At 52.6% G+C, this 18,743-nt stretch carries 21 protein-coding genes; 14 read left to right on the top strand and 7 right to left on the bottom strand.

From position 1 onward, the window contains the following. The first annotated feature begins 30 nt into the window (after window positions 1–30). From GOV45_RS15180 to GOV45_RS15165, 4 genes are read left to right on the top strand one after another with little or no spacing between them, the layout of a single operon-like run. A complete protein-coding gene (locus tag GOV45_RS15180) occupies window positions 31–1,158 on the top strand; it encodes an ABC transporter ATP-binding protein (RefSeq protein ID WP_170479311.1) in 1,128 nt (375 codons plus the stop codon). Continuing rightward, window positions 1,158–2,048 (top strand): ABC transporter permease subunit, encoded by an 891-nt coding sequence (locus GOV45_RS15175; protein WP_170479309.1) that lies wholly within the window; start codon window positions 1,158–1,160, stop codon window positions 2,046–2,048. The genes GOV45_RS15180 and GOV45_RS15175 overlap by 1 nt, the downstream gene beginning before the upstream one ends. Beyond that, on the top strand, window positions 2,045–2,863 hold the full coding sequence (locus GOV45_RS15170; protein ID WP_170479307.1) for an ABC transporter permease: 819 nt from the start codon (window positions 2,045–2,047) through the stop codon (window positions 2,861–2,863). Before GOV45_RS15175 ends, GOV45_RS15170 begins: the two co-directional genes overlap by 4 nt. Then, a complete protein-coding gene (locus GOV45_RS15165) occupies window positions 2,860–4,161 on the top strand; it encodes an NAD(P)/FAD-dependent oxidoreductase (RefSeq protein WP_170479306.1) in 1,302 nt (433 codons plus the stop codon). Before GOV45_RS15170 ends, GOV45_RS15165 begins: the two co-directional genes overlap by 4 nt. A gap of 4 nt (window positions 4,162–4,165) precedes the next feature. On the opposite strand, the gene GOV45_RS15160 is transcribed toward GOV45_RS15165, so the two are convergent. The 3 genes from GOV45_RS15160 to GOV45_RS15150 all read right to left on the bottom strand — a co-directional run bounded on the left by GOV45_RS15160 (window position 4,166) and on the right by GOV45_RS15150 (window position 7,003). After that, window positions 4,166–4,990: a phosphotransferase family protein gene (locus GOV45_RS15160; protein ID WP_367648685.1), complete on the bottom strand. Its 825-nt coding sequence runs from the start codon at window positions 4,988–4,990 to the stop codon at window positions 4,166–4,168. Between the two features lie 96 nt (window positions 4,991–5,086). Continuing rightward, window positions 5,087–5,752, bottom strand: a complete 666-nt coding sequence (locus GOV45_RS15155) for a flagellar hook capping FlgD N-terminal domain-containing protein (protein ID WP_170479304.1) — start codon at window positions 5,750–5,752, stop codon at window positions 5,087–5,089. A 3-nt stretch (window positions 5,753–5,755) separates the two neighbouring features. Further along, a complete protein-coding gene (locus tag GOV45_RS15150; protein ID WP_170479302.1) occupies window positions 5,756–7,003 on the bottom strand; it encodes a flagellar hook-length control protein FliK in 1,248 nt (415 codons plus the stop codon). Window positions 7,004–7,115: 112 nt separating this feature from the next. Here GOV45_RS15150 and GOV45_RS15145 point away from each other — a divergent pair, with 112 nt between their 5' ends. The 6 genes from GOV45_RS15145 to GOV45_RS15120 all read left to right on the top strand — a co-directional run bounded on the left by GOV45_RS15145 (window position 7,116) and on the right by GOV45_RS15120 (window position 10,780). Then, a complete protein-coding gene (locus GOV45_RS15145; protein ID WP_170479300.1) occupies window positions 7,116–7,391 on the top strand; it encodes a rod-binding protein in 276 nt (91 codons plus the stop codon). Next, a complete protein-coding gene (locus GOV45_RS15140) occupies window positions 7,381–7,728 on the top strand; it encodes a flagellar biosynthesis protein FlgN (protein WP_170479298.1) in 348 nt (115 codons plus the stop codon). The genes GOV45_RS15145 and GOV45_RS15140 overlap by 11 nt, the downstream gene beginning before the upstream one ends. 208 nt (window positions 7,729–7,936) lie before the next feature. Continuing rightward, window positions 7,937–9,139 carry a flagellin gene (locus tag GOV45_RS15135; RefSeq protein WP_170479297.1) on the top strand — a complete coding sequence of 401 codons (1,203 nt, stop codon included), beginning with the start codon at window positions 7,937–7,939 and terminating at the stop codon, window positions 9,137–9,139. A 77-nt stretch (window positions 9,140–9,216) separates the two neighbouring features. After that, window positions 9,217–9,591, top strand: a complete 375-nt coding sequence (flaF, locus tag GOV45_RS15130; RefSeq protein ID WP_170479295.1) for a flagellar biosynthesis regulator FlaF — start codon at window positions 9,217–9,219, stop codon at window positions 9,589–9,591. Next, window positions 9,591–9,992: a flagellar biosynthesis repressor FlbT gene (gene flbT, locus GOV45_RS15125; RefSeq protein ID WP_170479293.1), complete on the top strand. Its 402-nt coding sequence runs from the start codon at window positions 9,591–9,593 to the stop codon at window positions 9,990–9,992. The genes flaF and flbT overlap by 1 nt, the downstream gene beginning before the upstream one ends. Further along, on the top strand, window positions 9,989–10,780 hold the full coding sequence (locus GOV45_RS15120; protein ID WP_170479291.1) for a DUF1217 domain-containing protein: 792 nt from the start codon (window positions 9,989–9,991) through the stop codon (window positions 10,778–10,780). The genes flbT and GOV45_RS15120 overlap by 4 nt, the downstream gene beginning before the upstream one ends. A gap of 55 nt (window positions 10,781–10,835) precedes the next feature. Here the strand turns inward: GOV45_RS15120 and GOV45_RS15115 are convergent, their stop codons facing one another. The 3 genes from GOV45_RS15115 to GOV45_RS15105 form a co-directional block, all read right to left on the bottom strand. Beyond that, a complete protein-coding gene (locus GOV45_RS15115; protein WP_170479289.1) occupies window positions 10,836–12,407 on the bottom strand; it encodes a DUF427 domain-containing protein in 1,572 nt (523 codons plus the stop codon). A 92-nt stretch (window positions 12,408–12,499) separates the two neighbouring features. Continuing rightward, window positions 12,500–13,201, bottom strand: a complete 702-nt coding sequence (locus GOV45_RS15110; RefSeq protein WP_170479287.1) for a winged helix-turn-helix domain-containing protein — start codon at window positions 13,199–13,201, stop codon at window positions 12,500–12,502. Then, on the bottom strand, window positions 13,173–13,460 hold the full coding sequence (locus GOV45_RS15105; RefSeq protein ID WP_170479285.1) for a hypothetical protein: 288 nt from the start codon (window positions 13,458–13,460) through the stop codon (window positions 13,173–13,175). The genes GOV45_RS15110 and GOV45_RS15105 overlap by 29 nt, the downstream gene beginning before the upstream one ends. A 175-nt stretch (window positions 13,461–13,635) precedes the next feature. On the opposite strand from GOV45_RS15105, the gene GOV45_RS15100 reads away from it, so the two are divergent. The 4 genes from GOV45_RS15100 (at window position 13,636) to GOV45_RS15085 (ending at window position 17,594) form a co-directional block, all read left to right on the top strand. Further along, a complete protein-coding gene (locus tag GOV45_RS15100) occupies window positions 13,636–14,106 on the top strand; it encodes a hypothetical protein (RefSeq protein ID WP_170479283.1) in 471 nt (156 codons plus the stop codon). Beyond that, window positions 14,107–14,838, top strand: coding sequence for a ribonuclease HII (locus GOV45_RS15095; protein WP_170479281.1), 732 nt, complete (start codon window positions 14,107–14,109; stop codon window positions 14,836–14,838). It abuts the gene before it with no gap. 105 nt (window positions 14,839–14,943) lie between these two features. Then, window positions 14,944–16,047, top strand: coding sequence for a site-specific DNA-methyltransferase (locus GOV45_RS15090; protein WP_170479279.1), 1,104 nt, complete (start codon window positions 14,944–14,946; stop codon window positions 16,045–16,047). A gap of 140 nt (window positions 16,048–16,187) precedes the next feature. Next, window positions 16,188–17,594, top strand: coding sequence for an adenylate/guanylate cyclase domain-containing protein (locus tag GOV45_RS15085; protein WP_170479278.1), 1,407 nt, complete (start codon window positions 16,188–16,190; stop codon window positions 17,592–17,594). A 12-nt stretch (window positions 17,595–17,606) separates the two neighbouring features. Here GOV45_RS15085 and GOV45_RS15080 read toward each other — a convergent pair whose 3' ends face one another. Then, complete coding sequence (locus tag GOV45_RS15080; RefSeq protein ID WP_170479276.1) at window positions 17,607–18,743, bottom strand: alkane 1-monooxygenase; 1,137 nt, start codon at window positions 18,741–18,743, stop codon at window positions 17,607–17,609.

Below are 18,743 nucleotides of genomic sequence, written 5' to 3'. Positions count from 1 at the left end.
CTTTCTCCAGACCGACGAACGGGGGCCGTTTTGAACTCTAGCGTCTTTGCGCCGTGGGATGATCCACAGGCGAAACCTTTGATCCAATTCCAGAATGTCACCAAAAGGTTTGGTGAGTTTACGGCTATCGACAATCTGTCTCTGGATATTTTTGAAAAAGAATTCTTTGCTTTGTTGGGCCCGTCGGGCTGTGGCAAAACCACAATGATGCGGATGTTGGCCGGTTTCGAAACCCCAACAGATGGGCACATCTTGTTGGGCGGGCAGGACATTGATCCGATCCCGCCCAACAAGCGTGCTGTCAACATGATGTTCCAGTCTTACGCGTTGTTTCCGCATCTCAGCGTTTGGGACAACATCGCCTTTGGTTTGCGCAGGAACAACGTGCCCAAGCACGATTTGGAAGATCGTGTCGAAGAGATGTTGCGGCTGACCCGATTGGAACAGTTTGCAAGACGGAAGCCGCATCAAATTTCCGGTGGCCAACGTCAGCGGGTGGCGTTGGCGAGGTCCCTAGCCAAAGCCCCTAAATTGCTACTGCTGGACGAGCCTCTGGGCGCGTTGGACAAAAAACTGCGCCAGGATACGCAGTTTGAATTGATGGATATTCAAGAAAAAACCGGCACCACTTTTGTGATCGTTACCCACGATCAGGAAGAAGCCATGACTGTTGCCAGTCGTGTGGCTGTAATGGATCAAGGCAAGTTGATGCAGGTGGCCACACCGGATCGAATATACGAAACACCAGCTTCGGTTTATGTGGCTGACTTTATTGGTGACGTAAACATTATACCGGGACGCGCCACCGCGAACGGGGATGACGCCTACCAAATCGATTGGGCTGAAGGGCAGGCGCCGATTACTGCAACCTCGGCTACGTCGTTCAGTAATGGGCAAACTTGTCATCTGGCGATCCGGCCAGAAAAGGTGACGATCTCGGCGGAACGCCCCGCAGAAGCAGTTAACGCGATTCAGGGTAAGGTGCATGACATTGCCTATTTAGGGAACCTATCCACCTATCACGTCCAGTTGCCGAATGGCACGATAATTAAGGCGCAGACGGCCAACACACGTCGAATTTCGCGGCGCTCATTTTCTTGGGAAGACCCGGTTTGGTTGTCTTGGACAGCCACTGCCGCGGTCCTGTTGGCCAGCTGATGCGGCGCGCTTTTCTGATAGCAGTACCTTATGTATGGTTGCTGGCACTGTTCTTGGTGCCCTTCTTCATCGTATTAAAGATTTCTTTGTCGGACACCGAACTTGCCATTCCTCCTTACACTCCTACGCTTGACCTGAGCCAAGGATGGGCAGGGATCAAAGAGTTTTTCAGCCAGTTGGATTTTGAAAACTTCGTCTGGTTGACCGAGGATGATCTTTACTGGAAAGCCTACTTATCAAGCGTCAAGATTGCGCTGATTTCAACGTTTTTCACGCTGTTGGTCGGCTATCCGATTGCGTATGGAATGGCCCGGGCGCCGCAAGAATGGCGGCCGACATTGATGATGCTGGTGATTCTACCTTTTTGGACGTCATTTCTGATCCGGGTTTATGCGTGGATGGGTATTCTCAGCAACGAAGGCTACCTGAACCAGTTGCTGCTTTGGACCGGTATCATCTCGACCCCATTGACCATTTTGAACACCAATACCGCGGTATATATCGGGATCGTCTACACCTATCTTCCATTTATGATCCTACCAATTTACTCGGCGCTCGAAAGGTTGGATGGGTCGTTGATCGAGGCTGCCGAAGATTTGGGGTGCTCTCGCATACAGGCGTTCTGGCTTATCACCGTGCCGCTTTCGCGACCCGGAATTATTGCAGGATGCTTTTTGGTGATGATCCCAGTCATTGGTGAATTTGTTATCCCGTCGCTGTTGGGTGGGTCCGGCACGCTGATGATAGGCAAAGTTTTATGGGAGGAGTTCTTCTCGAATCGAGACTGGCCAGTAGCCAGTGCTGTAGCAGTCGTCCTTCTGCTAATTCTGGTTATTCCGATCGTGTTGTTCCAGCGAAACCAGCAAAAGCAGACGGAGGCAGAACAATGACCAAGTTAAGCTGGTTCAATACTGTATCCCTGACGCTGGGGTTTGCTTTCTTATACATTCCGATGATCATCCTGATTATCTTCAGCTTCAACGAAAGTAAGTTGGTGACGGTTTGGGCTGGGTTCTCGACTAAATGGTACGGGGAACTGGCTCAGAACGAGGCTTTTTTGGATGCCGCTTGGGTCACTTTGCGAGTCGCGGTATTTTCCTCGACCTTGGCGACAGCCCTTGGCACAGCCGCAGCATACGTCCTGGTGCGCGGGGGTCGATTTTTTGGTCGCACCTTGTTTTCAGGAATGATCTACGCGCCATTGGTGATGCCCGAAGTGATAACTGGCCTTTCGCTTTTGCTGCTTTTTATCGGCATTGGTTTGGATCGGGGTATCTTGACCATTGTACTAGCACATACGACGTTTTCGATGTGTTTTGTTTCCGTGGTCGTATCTTCGCGATTGGTTACATTCGATCGCTCGTTGGAAGAGGCAGCTTTGGATCTGGGGTGTTCACCCGCTCAGGCTTTTCGGCTGGTTACGCTTCCAATCATAGCGCCAGCGGTGATATCGGGATGGTTGCTTGCCTTTACGCTTTCGCTGGACGATTTGGTGATCGCTTCATTCACTTCGGGCCCGTCAGCAACGACGCTTCCAATTAAAATATTCTCGGCAGTACGCCTCGGTGTAAGCCCCGAGATCAACGCGCTTTCAACGCTTATGATTGCCGTTGTCACTATTGGGGTAATTACAGCTTCACTTGTGACGAAACGTGCGATGATGCGGCAACGGCAGGATGAATTGGCTGCCGCGCGTGTGGAATGAAGCGCATCTTCCCAAACTATAGCTATGGTCCTGGACCAAGACAAAACTGTTGGTGGGATGAGACGACTCAAGCACCGGATTGGCCCATCCAAAGTGGCGAATCAGACGCTGAAGTCGCAGTCATCGGCGGCGGATTCACAGGTCTGTCCGCAGCCTTGCATCTGGCCGAAGAAGGCAGATCCGTTGTTGTGCTTGAGGCCGAGAAACCCGGTTGGGGCGCCTCCGGTCGAAATGGAGGGTTTTGTTGTCTGGGGGGGTCCAAGCTGAAGCCCGAGACTTTGGTAAAACGGTACGGAGAGGTTGCGGCGCAGGCATATGAGCAGGCGGAAGTCGATGCAGTCGACCTGGTTGCCGAGTTGCTGGCGCGGTATCGGATTGAAGCCGACACCCATTCCAAAGGTGAAACGGTGCTTGCCCATTCTGCGAAGGCAATGAAAAAGCTGCGGCAGAAAGGTGAAGCAGGCGGTGTATTGCATGAAGCAGACGATTTGCCGGCGCTAGGGCTGGGTGGCACTTTTTTTGGGGGGTATACCACTCCGGTCGGGTTTGGGCTGAACCCCAGAAAGTACCTTTTTGGTTTGGCGGCGGCGGCGCGTGATCAGGGTGCGGAACTATTTCAACGCAGTGCTGCGTTGGACGTTCGAAAGACTGCCGTCGGGTATCAACTTTCCACACCATTGGGCAGCGTGCGTGCGGAGAAGGTTTTGTTTTGCACAAACGGTTATTCCAGTGAAGACTTTCCACTTTGGATGGCGGGCCGATACATGCCTGCGCAATCAACGGTTCTCGTAACGCGTCCTCTGACGGACGTTGAATTACAGGCACAGGGCTGGTCTTCGAACCAGATATGCTATGACACACGGCACCTTCTGCACTACTTTCGCCTGATGCCAGACAAACGATTTCTCTTTGGTATGCGAGGCGGGCTGATATCCTCCCCAAAGGCCGAGGCGAAAATTCGCAAAAAGGTGCTCCGGGATTTTCATGTTATGTTTCCTGCTTGGTCGCAGGTAGAAGTCACGAATATCTGGTCGGGGTTCGTATGTCTTGCCCGGGACTTGTTACCATTTGTGGGCGCCGTTCCTGATCAACCCGGATGCTTTGCGGGGTTTGCTTACCACGGCAACGGCGTTGCGATGGGGTCGTATTGCGGTCAGGCACTCGCCCGATTAGCTATGCAGCAACCAGCGGAAATTCCCCTGCCGATTTCCACCCCTCCTCGGCGGTTTCCACTGGGTCGTTGGCGCCGCGCTTTGATGCCGCCAGCCTACGCGTTGATGGCGTTGGCTGATCTCTGAAAGTTTAGAGTGTCGCTATTTCCAGATCGAATCCAGCCGAGTAATCCAAAGCTCCGTTTTCAATTCGCCAAAGGCAATAGGCCGCCATGCGCCAAGCAAACCAAGCACGCAGTGCGTTGTAGCGCTCGGCAATTTTTGGCTGTCCGTAAGCAGTTAGGAACATGTCTGTTTCTGCCGTGGTTAGTGGTGCGCCACGGTAGATGTATTGCATGGCAGGTGATAAAAAAATTGCCAAATCCTCGCAAGGGTCGCCCCAGGCCGGGCATTGCCAATCGATTAGAGTCAATCCTGATGAAGATACCAGAATATTGCCCGGAACCGGATCGCCGTGAATCAAGCGAGTATCACGGGTCGGGGCAATATAAGTTTTGGGTTTGTAACGGTCCATGCGGCTTTTGGAGTTCGTTCGACATTTCGCCAAGATACGCAAAGCGTGCGCTTCAAGATCACCAGTACCGTTACACCCTGCAGGCGCATCTAATTTAATCCTGGATTCGTGTAGTGTACGTAGAAGTTGAGCAACTTTCTGAACACCTTCTTGCCAAGGTGTACCCGGTGCATGGTCGTAGAGCACCCAATTGGAACTCTCGAATGCTCCTGTCGCCCTTATTTTGGGGACAAACCCAGTACACTTGAGTGCCTGTAAAGTTTTTGCCTCAGATTCTGCGTCGTTCCGGAAAAGTGGATTGTCAAAAGGGGCGCGGTACAGTTTCAGAACCGCATCATTGTCACCGCCCAAAACTTTCCAAACCCGATTAGTGCGTCCGCCGAAAAGTGTTTCGAATCGTACCAGCGATGAGACAAGCCCTTGTGCCTCCAATTGCGCCACCAAGTTGGCCGGGGGGAAAAGTGGATCAGTCAGGTTGGTACCAGGTCATTGGGCGAGTCGCGGATACCCAAGCAATGGACCGCCCAGACCGCCAGATCAAGCGCCCTTGCGAATGCTCGTGATCGAGTCCGCTAAAACAATCGCACCGCTATCCAGTTTTAAAGCGACCTCGCCATCATGCATTTGTGCTTCCACTACCCTACTGTAAACCGCTGCCGGATTGTTCGAGATTTTGTCGCGACCCTTGTAGCTTTCCAACGTTGCCGAATAGACACCTTGGGGCAACTCCTCACCTTCACTGTCTTCGCCTGCCCAAGCATACTCGACATCTTCTACGGGTACAGGAACGCGAGCGACCACAACGCCGTCAGCGTCACGGAAAACCAGTTCCGCCCTGTCAGCATGTGGTTCTGCGTGCGTTTCAATTGCGACTGGTTCACCATCGTATCGAAAGGCGGTTGCTGCATGTACTTCAGTGCCGACCCAGTTGGACATCTTATCCAACTGGCTTCCACTTAGGGCGACAGCAAGCCCGGATAACAGCTCGTTAGCTTGCACCTGTTGTTCGACCATAGAAAACTGGGCCAACTGCGACGCATATTCTGCGGAATCCAATGGTTTTAATGGGTCCTGATAGCGCGCCTGAGTGGTCAACATCTTTATGAAAGTCTCGAAATCAGAGGTCAGTATCGATGCGCGCGGCTTGGAGTTGTTTTCTACAGCCGGTGTGGATTGAGACGGGAAATTTACTGATGTAGTCATGGATCAAAGCCTTAGATCAAGGCCGCGTTCAAGGCCTGCTGGTGTGGGTCGCGGTGCGGGTTCGGCCAAGTCTTCTGAATCGGTGTCATCAAAAAGAGCCTGCTGAGGTGAATCATTTGCATCTTGGTGAGAGCCCCAGGCCATGCTGAGGTCAAAGGAAAGGTCACCCAATCCCAGTTTCTGAAACTCGGCCGACAGAACGCCAATATGCCGTCGCATCAAGTCCAGCGTTTCCGGCCTTTCTGCCGAGATCATCAGATAAAAGCCGTCCTCCCGACCGCCCATGGATATCGAGACACGTCCCAGCTCTTCGGGATTGAGGGCGATTTCGACGTTTCCAGAGCCGGGTTTTGTTGTCACGACAGCGGCTATCTGTCCCGCGACGGCCCGCGCCGTTTCAGGACGCGTAAATACGGTCGCAGCTAGGGTCGAGCTGTCGCGGATAACCGAAGAACTTGGCCCGTCTCGAACCGTGGAAACAGTGCCGAGGTCACTGTCGAACATCGACTCGCCCAACTCTGTTGTCGGGTCCTGCGTAGGCGTAAATATCAAAGGCGTGGTGTTAACAGCAGGGGCTGAGAATGGAGCCACGTAATTGACCGCGCGGGCTTGAGGGTTCGAATTCATCGGCGCCTGATCGAGCTTTTCCGGAATGTCCGTCGGAAATTTGTCCTGTTTTGGGATTTCACCCGTCTCGCGCAAAATGGCGGCCTTGTGCGCAATCTCAATGGTGTTGATTCGATGGACATTCGGTGCGCTGTTGTTCTGAACAGGCAATTCGGCAGACCGATTAATACGTCTGAACTGAGGATCGTTGGCTCTACCGCCCGAAGCAATGGCTTCCGTCTCTGGATTATTCTCAAACAGTTCAGTCGTCTTAGACGTCACTTGTTCGATTGCGACGGCACTGTGCGTTGGTACCTTGGTGCCAGATTCTGCCGAAGGCTCCTGCGTTTCGGCCGAGGCTGTTGGACGAATCGGTTCTGCGTCGATGGCCAACGGCGCTCCGACCATCGGCACCTCGCCATCCAGATCGGGCAGCTCCGCTTCGACGTTTTCGGCTTCGATTTCTTCAGCCGTCGATGCCGAAATCTCAGTTTCGTCTTGGGTGGCTTGGTCCACCGGGGCGAACAGGTTCAATATCTCGAGGAAATCGGAACCTTCCTGTCCTTCCGGTTGGTCAGCCTGGGGTGCGCCAGCAGAAGTGCCAGCCGGGATTGAGGCCATAATGTTCATCAGCGGGTTGGGCATTTTGCTCCGGGCTCCGTTTGTATGCCGGATATCTGCCCCCAAGGAGGTTACATTTTTTTTAACCGCTTTCAGGTCTGCTTGAGAAAGTTAGAAACAAATTTCGGAGAACCCGATGAATATTCTTCCAATTGGCTCTGATGGGCAGGTCCCTGCGAAAGCCTCACGCATTCAGGCCGCCGCGGTCGAGCTGGAGGCCACTTTTCTGGCCGAAATGCTGAAATCCGCCGGATTGGGCAAAACCAGTGATTCCTTTGGTGGCGGAGCGGGCGAGGATCAGTTCGCATCTTTTCTGACACAACATCAGGCGCGACAACTGGCGCAGGCTGGCGGCGTTGGCCTCTCTGAAATCCTTGTAAAATCAATGATGGAGAAAACAGATGCCGAATGACCTTATCAAGTCTTTAGAAGACATGTTGGATCTGGAACGCGCCGCGTTGGTCGAAGGTGACCTTGACCGATTGGGCAAAATGAGCCCCGAAAAAGAAAAGTTGATTGACGATATCAATGAACTGCAAGTGCAGGACAGCGACGAATTGATTGCTGTTCAGAAAAAACTGGAACGGAATCAGGCTTTGTTGAACAGCGCGGCCGAAGGGATTCGCGCGGTGGCTGACCGGATGTCCGAACTGCGCCGCGTTAGGCAAGAGTTCACGACTTATGATGCCACAGGACAACGCAGCGGTTATCCGATGCGTGGTGAGGTCAAGCTGGAAAAACGCGCATAGCCCACGGTTTGATTCAAATCCTAGATTTTAGGGCAGGCCATCTTAGCACTCCGTTAGGGGATCAAAGGTCAAGGTGGTCCTGCACCTGAAACAACAGGTGGCGCGTCGGCTGAAAGGCAAGTCGCAAAAGTCAGAACGACAGAATGCCTGCTTAAGTGGCGGGACTAACATGGGCGTCAAACGCGCCCGATCAAAAAAGGATGACAAAATGTCCAGCATTCTGACGAACAACGGCGCAATGGTTGCGCTGCAAACCCTTAAATCGGTCAACAAGAGCTTGACTGAAACACAAAACGCAATCTCAACAGGTAAAACTGTCGCAAATGCCAAGGATAACGCTGCGGTCTGGGCAATCTCGAAAGTGATGGAATCGGATGTCAGGGGATTTGGAGCAGTCAAAGACAGTCTGGCACTGGGTGAGGCGACGGTCTCCGTTGCGCGCAACGCTGCGGAAACGGTCTATGACCTGTTAACCGATATGAATGAACATATCCAGTCTGCGCAGAATGAAAACGTCGATCGAGCAACAATCCAAAGGGATATCGACGCACTGAAGGTTCAGATTACCGATGTTGTCAGCGCGGCGCAGTTCAATGGGCTAAATTTGCTCGACAACGATGGCAACACGCAAATTCTGTCTTCTCTGGACCGGGACAGCAGTGGTAATGTGGCTGCGCAATTTATTACTGTTAGCGCAGCGAACATGGGAACCGGGGGTTATACTGCGCAAGACGTATTTGCGGACACAACAAGTGGGGTATCCACTGTTGGTGATACCTTCGGTTTTGCTTTGAACAATACCGCCGGCACTGGAACTATCACAATCGATGACACGGCTTTGCAAACCGGAGATACCCTTAGCGTTTCAATAGGCGAACTGACAGTAAGCTACACATTGTCTGCCGAAGATATTGCCGCGACCTCAACGAAGGATGTTGTGGCGATCGGCCTCAAGGGGGCGATCGAAAATTTGAATGTTCCGGACTTAACTGTAAACTACGACGTTGCAGCCCCAGGACAAATCGTTCTTACCAACGCTGGTAGCACCGATCTTAACGTTACGGGTCAGTATGGGAATGCAGGTTCTGGTAACTTGGGCGCTTTGGCCGCAATCGATGTGACGAGCAACAACGGTCCGGCCAACGCACAAAACGTAATCCACGGGCTTATGAATGCTGCGGCTGACGCTGCAGCTGGATTTGGTTCCGTGGAAGGCCGCCTTGAGACTCAGAAAGAGTTCATTTCAAAGCTGACCGACTCGTTCAAATCCGGTATCGGCGCATTGGTCGACGCCGATATGGAAGAAACCTCGGCCCGGTTGCAGGCGTTGCAGGTTCAGCAGCAGTTGGCGACACAGTCGCTGTCGATTGCGAACCAGGCGCCGCAGTCCATCCTGTCGCTATTCCGTTAATAACGGCACCAAACCGGGGCGCGACCATCGCGCCCCGGCTCTGATGACGAATTAGCGGACGATTGGAAGGATTTCACGTGACACCGCAATTAAGTGCCCAAAGGGCATACAGTCAGACGGCGGCCCCAACGCGGACGCCCCGGGACACAGAATTCGAAGCGATTTCCCAGATCACGCGCAGGCTCAAGGCCGCTGCGGCCCGCAAGGCAACCGATTTTGGTGAATTTGTCCGGGCACTGCATGAAAACAGACGCCTTTGGAACCTTCTGGCCAATGGCGTTGCAGACAAAGACAACGCGCTGCCAAATGAACTGCGCGCCAAAATCTTTTATCTGGCCGAATTCACCGACCAACACAGCAGCAAAGTTCTTAACGGCAATGCAGTCGTCGAGCCGTTACTGGAAATTAACATGGCCGTATTAAGAGGCTTACGTCAGATGGGGGGCACTTGATGAGTGGACTGGTTCTGAAACTGGCACCTAAAGAAAGGGTGCTGATCAACGGTGTAGTGATCGAGAACGGGGATCGTCGTTCAAGGTTTTCAATTATGACACCTGATGCCAACGTCCTTAGGCTGCGCGACGCAATCCATCCCGACGAGGCCAACACACCGGTACGCCGTGTATGCTATGCCGCGCAATTGGTTTTGTCCGGGGATACGGAACCTGATCGTGCCCGGCAACAGCTTTTGCGTCGTGTCGAGGAACTGAGCCAGATTTTCACAGATACGGACAGCAGGCGTGTTCTGACTGAGGCAACCGAGGCGTTGGTCGCCGAACAATATTACAGATGCCTGAAGTCGCTACGCTCTCTGCTGCCACGCGAAGAACGGCTGATGGCGTACAGCCAATGACTTATCAACCGGTTGTTCCACTTGGTGGCGTTGCCGGCTGGCGTTTTCTGCAACGTACCTATGACACGCAAATTCAAAGTTTCGAGGCCTCGAACGTAAATGCGCGTGAAAAGGCTTATTTTCTGGAAAACATCAGCAAAGTTCAAACCGCTGAGGAACTGGTTTCAGATCGAAGGTTGCTGCAGGTGGCGCTGGGCGCCTTTGGTCTGGAGGCGGATTTGAACAATCGCTTTTTTGTTCAAAAGATCCTTTCGGATGGTACCAAAGCGAATGATGCCTTGGCGAACCGCCTTGCGGATTCCCGTTATCGTGCCTTTTCCGAGGCGTTTGGATTTGGCCCCGGGGAGGTGCGCAAAACCGGCCTGATTACCAATATGGAGAAGGTTGCAGAGGATAACGTTGTCGCCCGGTTCGAAGCGGCGGTGGGTGAATCTGATGACTCGATGCGCATCGCGCTTTATGCACAGCACGAGTTGCCAGAAATTGCCAACAAAGAGGGCAGCGAAAGGCGGAAGTGGTATGATCTGATGGGAATGCCCCCATTGCGATCTATGATGGAAACAGCATTGGGACTGTCGTCGTCCATTGCGCAACTTGATCTCGACCGCCAAGTGGCCATTTTCCAGGATAGGCTTTCACGGGTCACAGGTTCCGACGAAATGTCGCAATTCTCTGATCCCGAAGCAGTCGCCAAATTGACCGACACATATATGGCGCGAAATCAGATTGCGCAGATTCAGGCGACTATTTCACCTGCGCAAACGGCCCTCATTCTATTGGGTGGTTGAAAACTAGCTTTCGTGCCCTCGCATGTTTGATTTCGCGAAACAAAACCTCTGATAATTAGCTGAGCGCGACAGAACCCTTTCCGGCCTGCAATGCATAAGCAGTTACTGGTTGCGATACATTGTGAAGCTTGATTTGCCCTAGCGGGATCGCTTGATTGCAGACCGGCTCGATATCGTTTGAAACGACAATCTTATGCCCCGTGGACTTGCTGAATTCGCCCAATCTGGCAGCGATATTGGCGGCCTGACCTATAACAGTGAAGTCCAGGCGTTCGCGGGATCCGACATTACCATATGTTACGCGGCCATAAGCAATGCCGATTGAGCAATCGCAGTCACCGGACATAACTGATTGGCGGTTTTCAGCTAGCTTTTCAACGATTTCAACGGCGCTGCGTTGCGCGTTCTCGCGGGCGGTGGCCGGATTGTCACTGGCCGGGAAAACAGCCAAAACAGCATCACCGATGAACTTCAGAACTTCACCGTCGTTTTGGTGCACTATGCCAGATACTGTCTCGAAGAATTCATTCAATAGGTTGATGTAGGCGCCCCGCCCAAGTTTTTCCTCAAGAATGGTCGAGTTTCGCAAGTCACAAAACATAATAGCCGCGTCGATGTCGTCACCGTCGCCGCGGCGAATCTCTCCACCCAAAACACGCGTTCCCGTCCGCTTGCCGACATATGTTTCCAGCAGAACCTTTGCGTTTTCGCGCTGCATAAACACTTCGTAGAACCGAGCAATAACAGCTGAGCATTCAAACACTAGCCCCAGATTTTCAGTGGTAAAACCCTTGGGATGGTCGCTGGTCAGTGTAAGTACATTGATGCGTCCATCCGAGAATGGCAGCGGCATCGCTACGTAATCAGTACCGCCCTTGGCGCGTAAGTCTTCCATGATTGGAAAGCTGTTGTTGGGATGCTCGACATTAAGACGTTGTCGTACTCCACCCAAACCATTCGAGACATGCCGCAACGGGCTGTTAATAAACGCAGGATGGTCATGAATTTCGTATGTTGGGACATTGGTCGAAATCTCTGCCGTATCCTTTTCCCAAATATGGTGTTTGCCGGCGATCAATGGGTGCAACGACCAAACCAAGACGCTAAGTCGTTGGAGAGCGATGCCATGTTCCAACATTTTTTCCGATAAAGCTTTGGTGAACTCTTCCGCTGTTTTTATGTCGGACGCACCGCGCATTAACCAATCGATCAATGGACCGCTAATGTTTCCATCTTCCGGATCGCGCAGGGTATTGTCGCCCAAATCAATGTGTGTGTAGGCACTTGGCAGGAACCCAATATGGCCCTGTATGGCTGCGCTCTCTGGCAGGGCGTCCTCGTAAGCCCAAATCGAGTTAGTAAGCCGTTCCCCCGATAAGTTGATATCGTGATAGGTGGCAGTGCCTTTGAACGGGCAAAAAGTCTGTAAATCGGTTTCAGCACTTAGTTCAACACAAAGGTCTGAGCGCGGGACATAGATCGCGGGTGGTAATCTAGTTTCGTACATTACTTTGGCATTGCTGCTTTCCGCCAGCAACACGTCTCCGCGATAGATCGCAATACGATCTGGCAGAGTTTCAACGGAAATCCCGTAGCCTTTAGTCCTTGGCGTGGCATGGACGTTCATCATCAGCCTCCACTGCTAGGGCATTATTAGGATGGGTTCTTTCAGGACCAATTCCAAGGGGCGTGACGTGGAATTTACCGTTTCGGGCAAGCTCAGATCATCTGGATCACATCTTTTTCGATCGACAGCATATAGCCCCTCTTTGCGATGTTCTTCACCAGCAACTCGCTGACCATTTGGTTTCCCAACGCATCGCGCAGGCGTTTTATTCGTGTGGCTCCAGCGGCTTCGTCACAATCTGCAGCGTCCCGGCCTGAAATAACGGCTTCGATTTGTGCGCCAGAAAGTACTTCGTCGTCCATACGAGACTCCGCCAAAACCGAGAGCGTTTCCATCGCCGCGGGGGTAAGGCGAAAATCCATGTTGTTCAGGTAAACCGTGTTTTCCTCGCGGCTAATTAACAACGATGTCACCTGAATACCGGTGCGTTCTATATGCGCCATGCGACGGTTCAACAGAACCAGCATAACAAGGAACACCAATGCAGTAATCAGCATGGCGCTGGCAAAGACCAACAGAACAAAAATCACCATCCGATAACTGGACAGAGTGTCCGCAAATGCCGTACCGGACTGCGCAAGTATCTCCAATAGGCGGATTTCGGCCTGCGCAGTCAGGTCGCTTTCTACAAACAGTCGTTCAACCCGTGCGTTAAAGGCATTGGCGTCAGGTAGCGTCCAAAATAAGAAGGCTGCCGCAGTGATCAGGATCAAAACGATCGCGGCGATACCTACCCCGACCAGTCTCACACCTGACCTGCGCGCATCAGTAACGGAGATAGTATTTTCCGGCATTTTCCTTCCTTTGATCCAAACCTTCCGTACCAAAAACAGACATCACGTTTAGCAAGGTCCAACCCGAAGATTTAAGCCGTTTGGAAACTTCCTTTGTCGCTTGTCCCTTGTCGCACGCTGACACTTTCATAATGCCATAGTGCAGGCGCAGAGGATCGTCCTGTTTGGCTTTGTAATCCGCGTAGCAGTCGGCGGCAGAAGCCGCGGTGCTCAGCGTTACCAAGGCCAAGGCGGCCAGAGAAGAGAGGATGTGTTTCATAGGCTGCATCCTGCGCATGCGCCCGGTCGATATTCAATATCCTCAATGACTTTTAGCTGCGGCTATCCGATATCAATCAGCTGTTATTGCGTGTCCAAAGGGGCCGGCCACAGAGTCAGAGCATCATTTACACGGCCCGTTGCGGGTCACTGGAACATCCGAAAGGACATGCACCATGCATCGTAAATTCATCGCTCTGATCGTCGCTACAGCCGTAATCGTCACGGGCATCTCAGCCTCCAAAGCACGGGCTGCCGACGCCAAGGATATTTTGGGTGGATTAGCAGCCATTGCCATCGTAGGAGCAGCCTTGCACCATTATTCCAAGCAGGAACGGCGGGAACGCAAACAAGCGATAACCCGCGCCCCGCGTCTTGAATACAATAAGCCCAGTAGAAGATATCCACGTGTACGCCCATTACCGGATCGTGTGGCGCGATACGACCTACCTCGGCGCTGCTTACGCACGTATGACAATTATTCGAATTCCCGGCCGTTGCTGGGGCCAAATTGCCTGAGCAAATACTACAAGCATGCAAAAAAATTGCCGAGCCAATGCGAGGTTGGCTTCTGGAACGGGAAAAAGGTAAAACGAGCCTACGAACCCGCCTGCTTGCGCCAACACGGTTATCGCGTCGTTTATTGAATGCGAATATCGAGCAGGAGCGACACCGCAGAAGCGTCGCGTCGGGAGGGGGTGGCTGTTGTCATCCCCTCTTTCGCCTTGCAGGTTTTGTTAAAACGCGATTTGCCTAGGTGCATGATGAAACCGAATTACGAGCTGGAACAAGCACTACTGGCGGGTGGGCGTGTCAGGATCGCTGGTGTTGATGAAGTAGGTCGGGGCCCTTTGGCCGGCCCGGTTGTAGCTGCGGCTGTAATTTTGAATCCGGTGGACATCCCCGAAGGTTTGAATGATTCAAAGAAGCTGACTGCCAAGCGTCGGGCCGCTTTGGACGCAGAGCTTCACAACCGTGCCCAAATTTCCATAGCCGAGGCATCTGTGACCGAGATTGATGAGTTGAACATCTTGCAAGCGTCACATCTTGCGATGGTGCGTGCTGTGAAAGCGTTGACCCCGACGCCAGATTTTCTGCTGATCGACGGAAACATGATTCCGCGCGACATTCGCGTTCCGTCTCAGGCGGTGGTTAAAGGGGATGCGCAATCACTCTCGATTGCGGCCGCTTCAATTGTCGCAAAGAACTGGCGTGACAAGCTGATGGTGGATTTGGCGCAACAGCATCCGGGTTATGGATGGGAGGCGAACGCGGGTTATCCGACAAAACAGCATCGCGAAGCGCTGCAAAATCTTGGTGCGACCCCACATCATAGAGTTTCTTTCAAGCCGGTCCACAATATATTGTATCAAGAGTAAATTGTAAGTCTCTGATTCAAAAAAGAAATTGACGGCGAATCGACTTTGACTCATCCTTGTCTCAACCAAATGAGCGCAAAAGCGCCGTGGAACTGAGGCAGTGAAATGACAACGACCAAGACAAAGGGCGCATCCGCGCTCCCTTTAAACTCGATTCTATCCGGCGACTGCATCGAAGCGATGAACAGTCTGCCTGCGGCATCGATTGACCTGATATTTGCGGACCCGCCCTATAACCTGCAGCTCAAAGGCCAGTTGCATAGACCAGACAACAGCCAGGTGGATGCGGTTGACGATCATTGGGACCAATTTTCGAGCTTTGCCGTTTACGATCAATTCACGCGAGAATGGCTGAAGGCTGCTCATCGACTACTCAAACCCGACGGCGCGATCTGGGTGATCGGATCATATCACAATATTTTCCGTGTCGGTGCGGCCCTTCAAGACGCGGGGTACTGGATATTAAACGATGTCGTGTGGCGCAAATCGAATCCTATGCCCAATTTTCGAGGCAAGCGGTTTACTAACGCCCATGAAACCATGATCTGGGCTTCCAAGCGCGAGGGAGCCAAGTACACGTTCAACTATGAGGCGCTAAAAGCACTTAACGAAGGTGTGCAAATGCGTAGTGATTGGGTGTTGCCAATCTGTACTGGGCATGAGCGGCTTAAGGATGAAAATGGTGACAAGGCGCACCCAACGCAAAAGCCTGAATCTTTGCTGCACCGTGTTTTGATCGGTTCGACAAATCCGGGAGACGTCGTTTTGGACCCGTTTTTTGGAACAGGAACGACCGGAGCAGTCGCCAAGATGCTGGGCCGCGAGTTTATCGGGATCGAGCGGGAAGAAAGTTATCGCAAGGTTGCGGAAAAGCGTATCGCCAAGGTTCGCAAATTTGACCGAGAAGCGCTTGAAGTCAGCGCCAGCAAACGTGCTGAGCCACGTGTACCCTTTGGTCAACTGGTCGAACGCGGCATGCTTCGCCCGGGCGAAGAGCTCTATTCTATGAACCAGCGCCACAAGGCCAAGGTCAGGGCCGACGGCACGCTTGTTGGCGACAACGTAAAGGGTTCGATCCATCAGGTGGGTGCGCATCTGGAAAATGCGCCTTCCTGCAACGGCTGGACTTATTGGTGTTTCAAGCGAGATGGCAAAACCGTGCCGATCGATGTGTTGCGCCAACAAATCCGAGCTGAGATGCACAACTGATTTCACCAATACCGCCGGTGCCTGTGGCCTGACACATGGCACTAAGCCTTGCCCCGCCGGCTACGGCGGGGTCTTTTGTTTTTGCGCCAGTGGTGGTTGCATAGTGTAGTAACTGAAAGCCCGTATGGGAGATTAAGGCAATGACCGACATAAGCGCCCGCCAATCCCGTATCGATAGGATATTTCTTACCCAGCCAGACAAGTTTGATCTGGACAACAAATATACCGAGGCCGCGCTGGAACGGCATAAGCAGGAAGGGCTGGAACTGGCGGTGCGGGCCAGATGGATTGCAATGGGTCTGACCGGTGTTTTGCTGATCTTTCTAAACCCGCATTGGGAAGTGTTGTGGTATCACTTCATTCTTCTGTTGATTTGCGCGAATGGATGGTTGATCCGCCGCGCTGGCCGGGTTGGACAATCAAGAACAGAGTTGCTGTTGATCTTTCTGGACCTTCTGATCATGACAACGGCCATGATCGTTCCCAACCCGTTCAGCGATGATGTTCGGCCCTTGGCCATGCAGTACAGGTTCGACAATTTCCAGTACTTCTTTATCATCTTGGCGGCTGGAACGCTGGCTTATTCCTGGCGAACGGTAGTGGCCATCGGAACCTGGACTGCAGGAATGTGGACGATTGGCTGGGTCATTGCCTGGTGGGTTGCGTCGCCAATTCCTGGAATCAGCGAGCGAGTGGCCGAAGCTTTGCAAGGATATCCTGACGTGGCAGAGATGCTTGACCCCAACAGCTTTATGGTGCCGCAGCGGGTTCAACAGGTCATAGTCTTTGTGATGGTGGCCGTGACGCTGGGCGTTTCGATGCAACGTCTCAATCGGCTATTGATGAGCAATGCCGGTCTGGAACGCGAACGGGCAAATCTTTCCCGCTATTTTTCACCCAACGTGGTTGATGCGCTGAGTCAGAACGACGAACCGCTGAAGCAGGTTCGGAAAGAAAACGTGGCAGTATTGTTCATCGATATCGTCGGGTTCACAAACTTTGCGGCTGGTCGCGATCCTTACGACGTGATCGAAGTTCTGCGCGGATTTCACGCAAGAATGGAGACCGAGGTTTTTCGTCACCACGGTACGTTGGACAAATATTTGGGGGATGGTTTAATGGCGACTTTCGGGACGCCGGTTCCAACGCCTCTGGATGCCAGTAACGCTATGGCCTGTGCAAAAGCTATGGTAGGGGTCATTGATCGCTGGAACCTGGAGCGCGTCCGCGCCGGGGAGCCTGAAATTGCCGTTGGAATTGGTGTCCACTATGGCTCCGTAGTATTGGGCGATATTGGCGCAAACCGTTTGGAATTTGCTGTAATTGGCGATGCGGTCAATGTTGCAGCCAAGCTGGAGGCGATGACGCGCGAGTACAGCGCCCGTGTCGTCATAAGCGACGCGGTTAGATTGCAATCATCTAAGGAAACTCCCAGTACACAACAAACAATGTCTGGTTTTGTCGCCTTGAATCAACAAACAGTCCGTGGCGTTAGCCTGCCGATGGATATCTGGGTTTTACGATCCGCTGACAATCCACCTGGGTGAAACGGGCTTGACCTAAGTCCTAGGTGCCGGGTTTTGAGCATTGTTGTAAGGGCGCCAGTTCGTGATCTCAGGGTAATATTGTTGCCTCCAGGCTTGTACCCTGGGGTTCATGACACGTCTCCAAAGTGGTGGGATCATAGCAGCGACTGTCATGACGGGATAACCGTAAGGGAGCTGCGGTGCTGCGTCCTGTGAATGGTGTTGCAACAAAGGAAATCTGCGGTTCGGCTTGTAGTGGTGGTCAGAATGGCGCTGAAGATTGATCAGTAGCCAGTTTGAGGCTTTTTGGGAAGAATTCCAGGAATGCCGCGGGCGTACATGTTCGTACTTTCCGTCGCCCAAATATTTACGAGTTAACCCGTAATGTTCGACGTAGTTAACCAATTCCAGTTGCCAGATTGCAGTGCCAGCCTGGACCAGAAACAGGCCTAGTCCGGCCCAGCCACCGACAGCAAGCGCCAACAAAAGCATGCTGCCCTGCAGAATCCAGTATCGCCAGAATGGATTAGTCTTGTCGGTCCAAGGCAAATCTTTCCGGGCCAGTTTTTGTTGCTCGGCTCGGAACGCGGAAACAAGGCTTTGCCTCAAGACACGAGGGTAAAAGCGGTGAAACCCTTCGTTGTAACGCGCAGTTACTGGGTCGTGTGGAGTTCCAACATAGCGATGATGAACCAAAAGGTGCTCGGACCGGAAATGAGAATAGAGTACCATGGCGAGCAGAATATCCGCCAGCCATCGTTCAAGCTTGTCCGATTGATGCATCAACTCGTGGCTATAATTGATCCCAATTGTGCCTGAAATCACGCCCATGCCGAAAAACACACCGATCTTTTCCAGCGATGACAGTGTTTGCGACCCGCTCACATACCAGATTAGCCCGTACAGAGTGATGAATTGAACAGGTGCCCAGGCGTTGGTTAACAGGATGTACCAGCGTAGCTGACCATCAGGTGTTTCAGGGATAGCGTTATCCAGATTCAGGCCAACAAAATGATCCAGCACGGCATAGGCCCACCAAGTGGACAGTGGAACCAAAAGAATCCACTGTCCCCCAGCAATTGCCGAAATCCAGATGACAGGAATCAGAAGGAACGAGGCCCAGAAAGGCAATGCAGTTCGCCAGCGTGACAATTTGTTCGGCTCGATCAT

It is taken from the genome of Ruegeria arenilitoris (assembly GCF_013035425.1).
GTDB classification, from domain to species: Bacteria; Pseudomonadota; Alphaproteobacteria; order Rhodobacterales; family Rhodobacteraceae; genus Ruegeria; species Ruegeria arenilitoris_A.
This window is presented reverse-complemented; position numbering and strand designations above follow the sequence as displayed.

Bases quoted from the DNA above. Each gene is read 5' to 3' on its own strand.
- GOV45_RS15175 (WP_170479309.1), top strand. From the start codon at position 1,158: ATGCGGCGCGCTTTTCTGATAGCAGTACCTTATGTATGGTTGCTGGCA.
- GOV45_RS15170 (WP_170479307.1), top strand. From the start codon at position 2,045: ATGACCAAGTTAAGCTGGTTCAATACTGTATCCCTGACGCTGGGGTTT.
- GOV45_RS15165 (WP_170479306.1), top strand. From the start codon at position 2,860: ATGAAGCGCATCTTCCCAAACTATAGCTATGGTCCTGGACCAAGACAA.
- GOV45_RS15155 (WP_170479304.1), bottom strand. From the start codon at position 5,752: ATGACTACATCAGTAAATTTCCCGTCTCAATCCACACCGGCTGTAGAA.
- GOV45_RS15150 (WP_170479302.1), bottom strand. From the start codon at position 7,003: ATGCCCAACCCGCTGATGAACATTATGGCCTCAATCCCGGCTGGCACT.
- GOV45_RS15145 (WP_170479300.1), top strand. From the start codon at position 7,116: ATGAATATTCTTCCAATTGGCTCTGATGGGCAGGTCCCTGCGAAAGCC.
- GOV45_RS15140 (WP_170479298.1), top strand. From the start codon at position 7,381: ATGCCGAATGACCTTATCAAGTCTTTAGAAGACATGTTGGATCTGGAA.
- GOV45_RS15135 (WP_170479297.1), top strand. From the start codon at position 7,937: ATGTCCAGCATTCTGACGAACAACGGCGCAATGGTTGCGCTGCAAACC.
- flbT (WP_170479293.1), top strand. From the start codon at position 9,591: ATGAGTGGACTGGTTCTGAAACTGGCACCTAAAGAAAGGGTGCTGATC.
- GOV45_RS15120 (WP_170479291.1), top strand. From the start codon at position 9,989: ATGACTTATCAACCGGTTGTTCCACTTGGTGGCGTTGCCGGCTGGCGT.
- GOV45_RS15115 (WP_170479289.1), bottom strand. From the start codon at position 12,407: ATGAACGTCCATGCCACGCCAAGGACTAAAGGCTACGGGATTTCCGTT.
- GOV45_RS15110 (WP_170479287.1), bottom strand. From the start codon at position 13,201: ATGCCGGAAAATACTATCTCCGTTACTGATGCGCGCAGGTCAGGTGTG.
- GOV45_RS15105 (WP_170479285.1), bottom strand. From the start codon at position 13,460: ATGAAACACATCCTCTCTTCTCTGGCCGCCTTGGCCTTGGTAACGCTG.
- GOV45_RS15100 (WP_170479283.1), top strand. From the start codon at position 13,636: ATGCATCGTAAATTCATCGCTCTGATCGTCGCTACAGCCGTAATCGTC.
- GOV45_RS15095 (WP_170479281.1), top strand. From the start codon at position 14,107: ATGCGAATATCGAGCAGGAGCGACACCGCAGAAGCGTCGCGTCGGGAG.
- GOV45_RS15090 (WP_170479279.1), top strand. From the start codon at position 14,944: ATGACAACGACCAAGACAAAGGGCGCATCCGCGCTCCCTTTAAACTCG.
- GOV45_RS15085 (WP_170479278.1), top strand. From the start codon at position 16,188: ATGACCGACATAAGCGCCCGCCAATCCCGTATCGATAGGATATTTCTT.
- GOV45_RS15080 (WP_170479276.1), bottom strand. From the start codon at position 18,743: ATGATCGAGCCGAACAAATTGTCACGCTGGCGAACTGCATTGCCTTTC.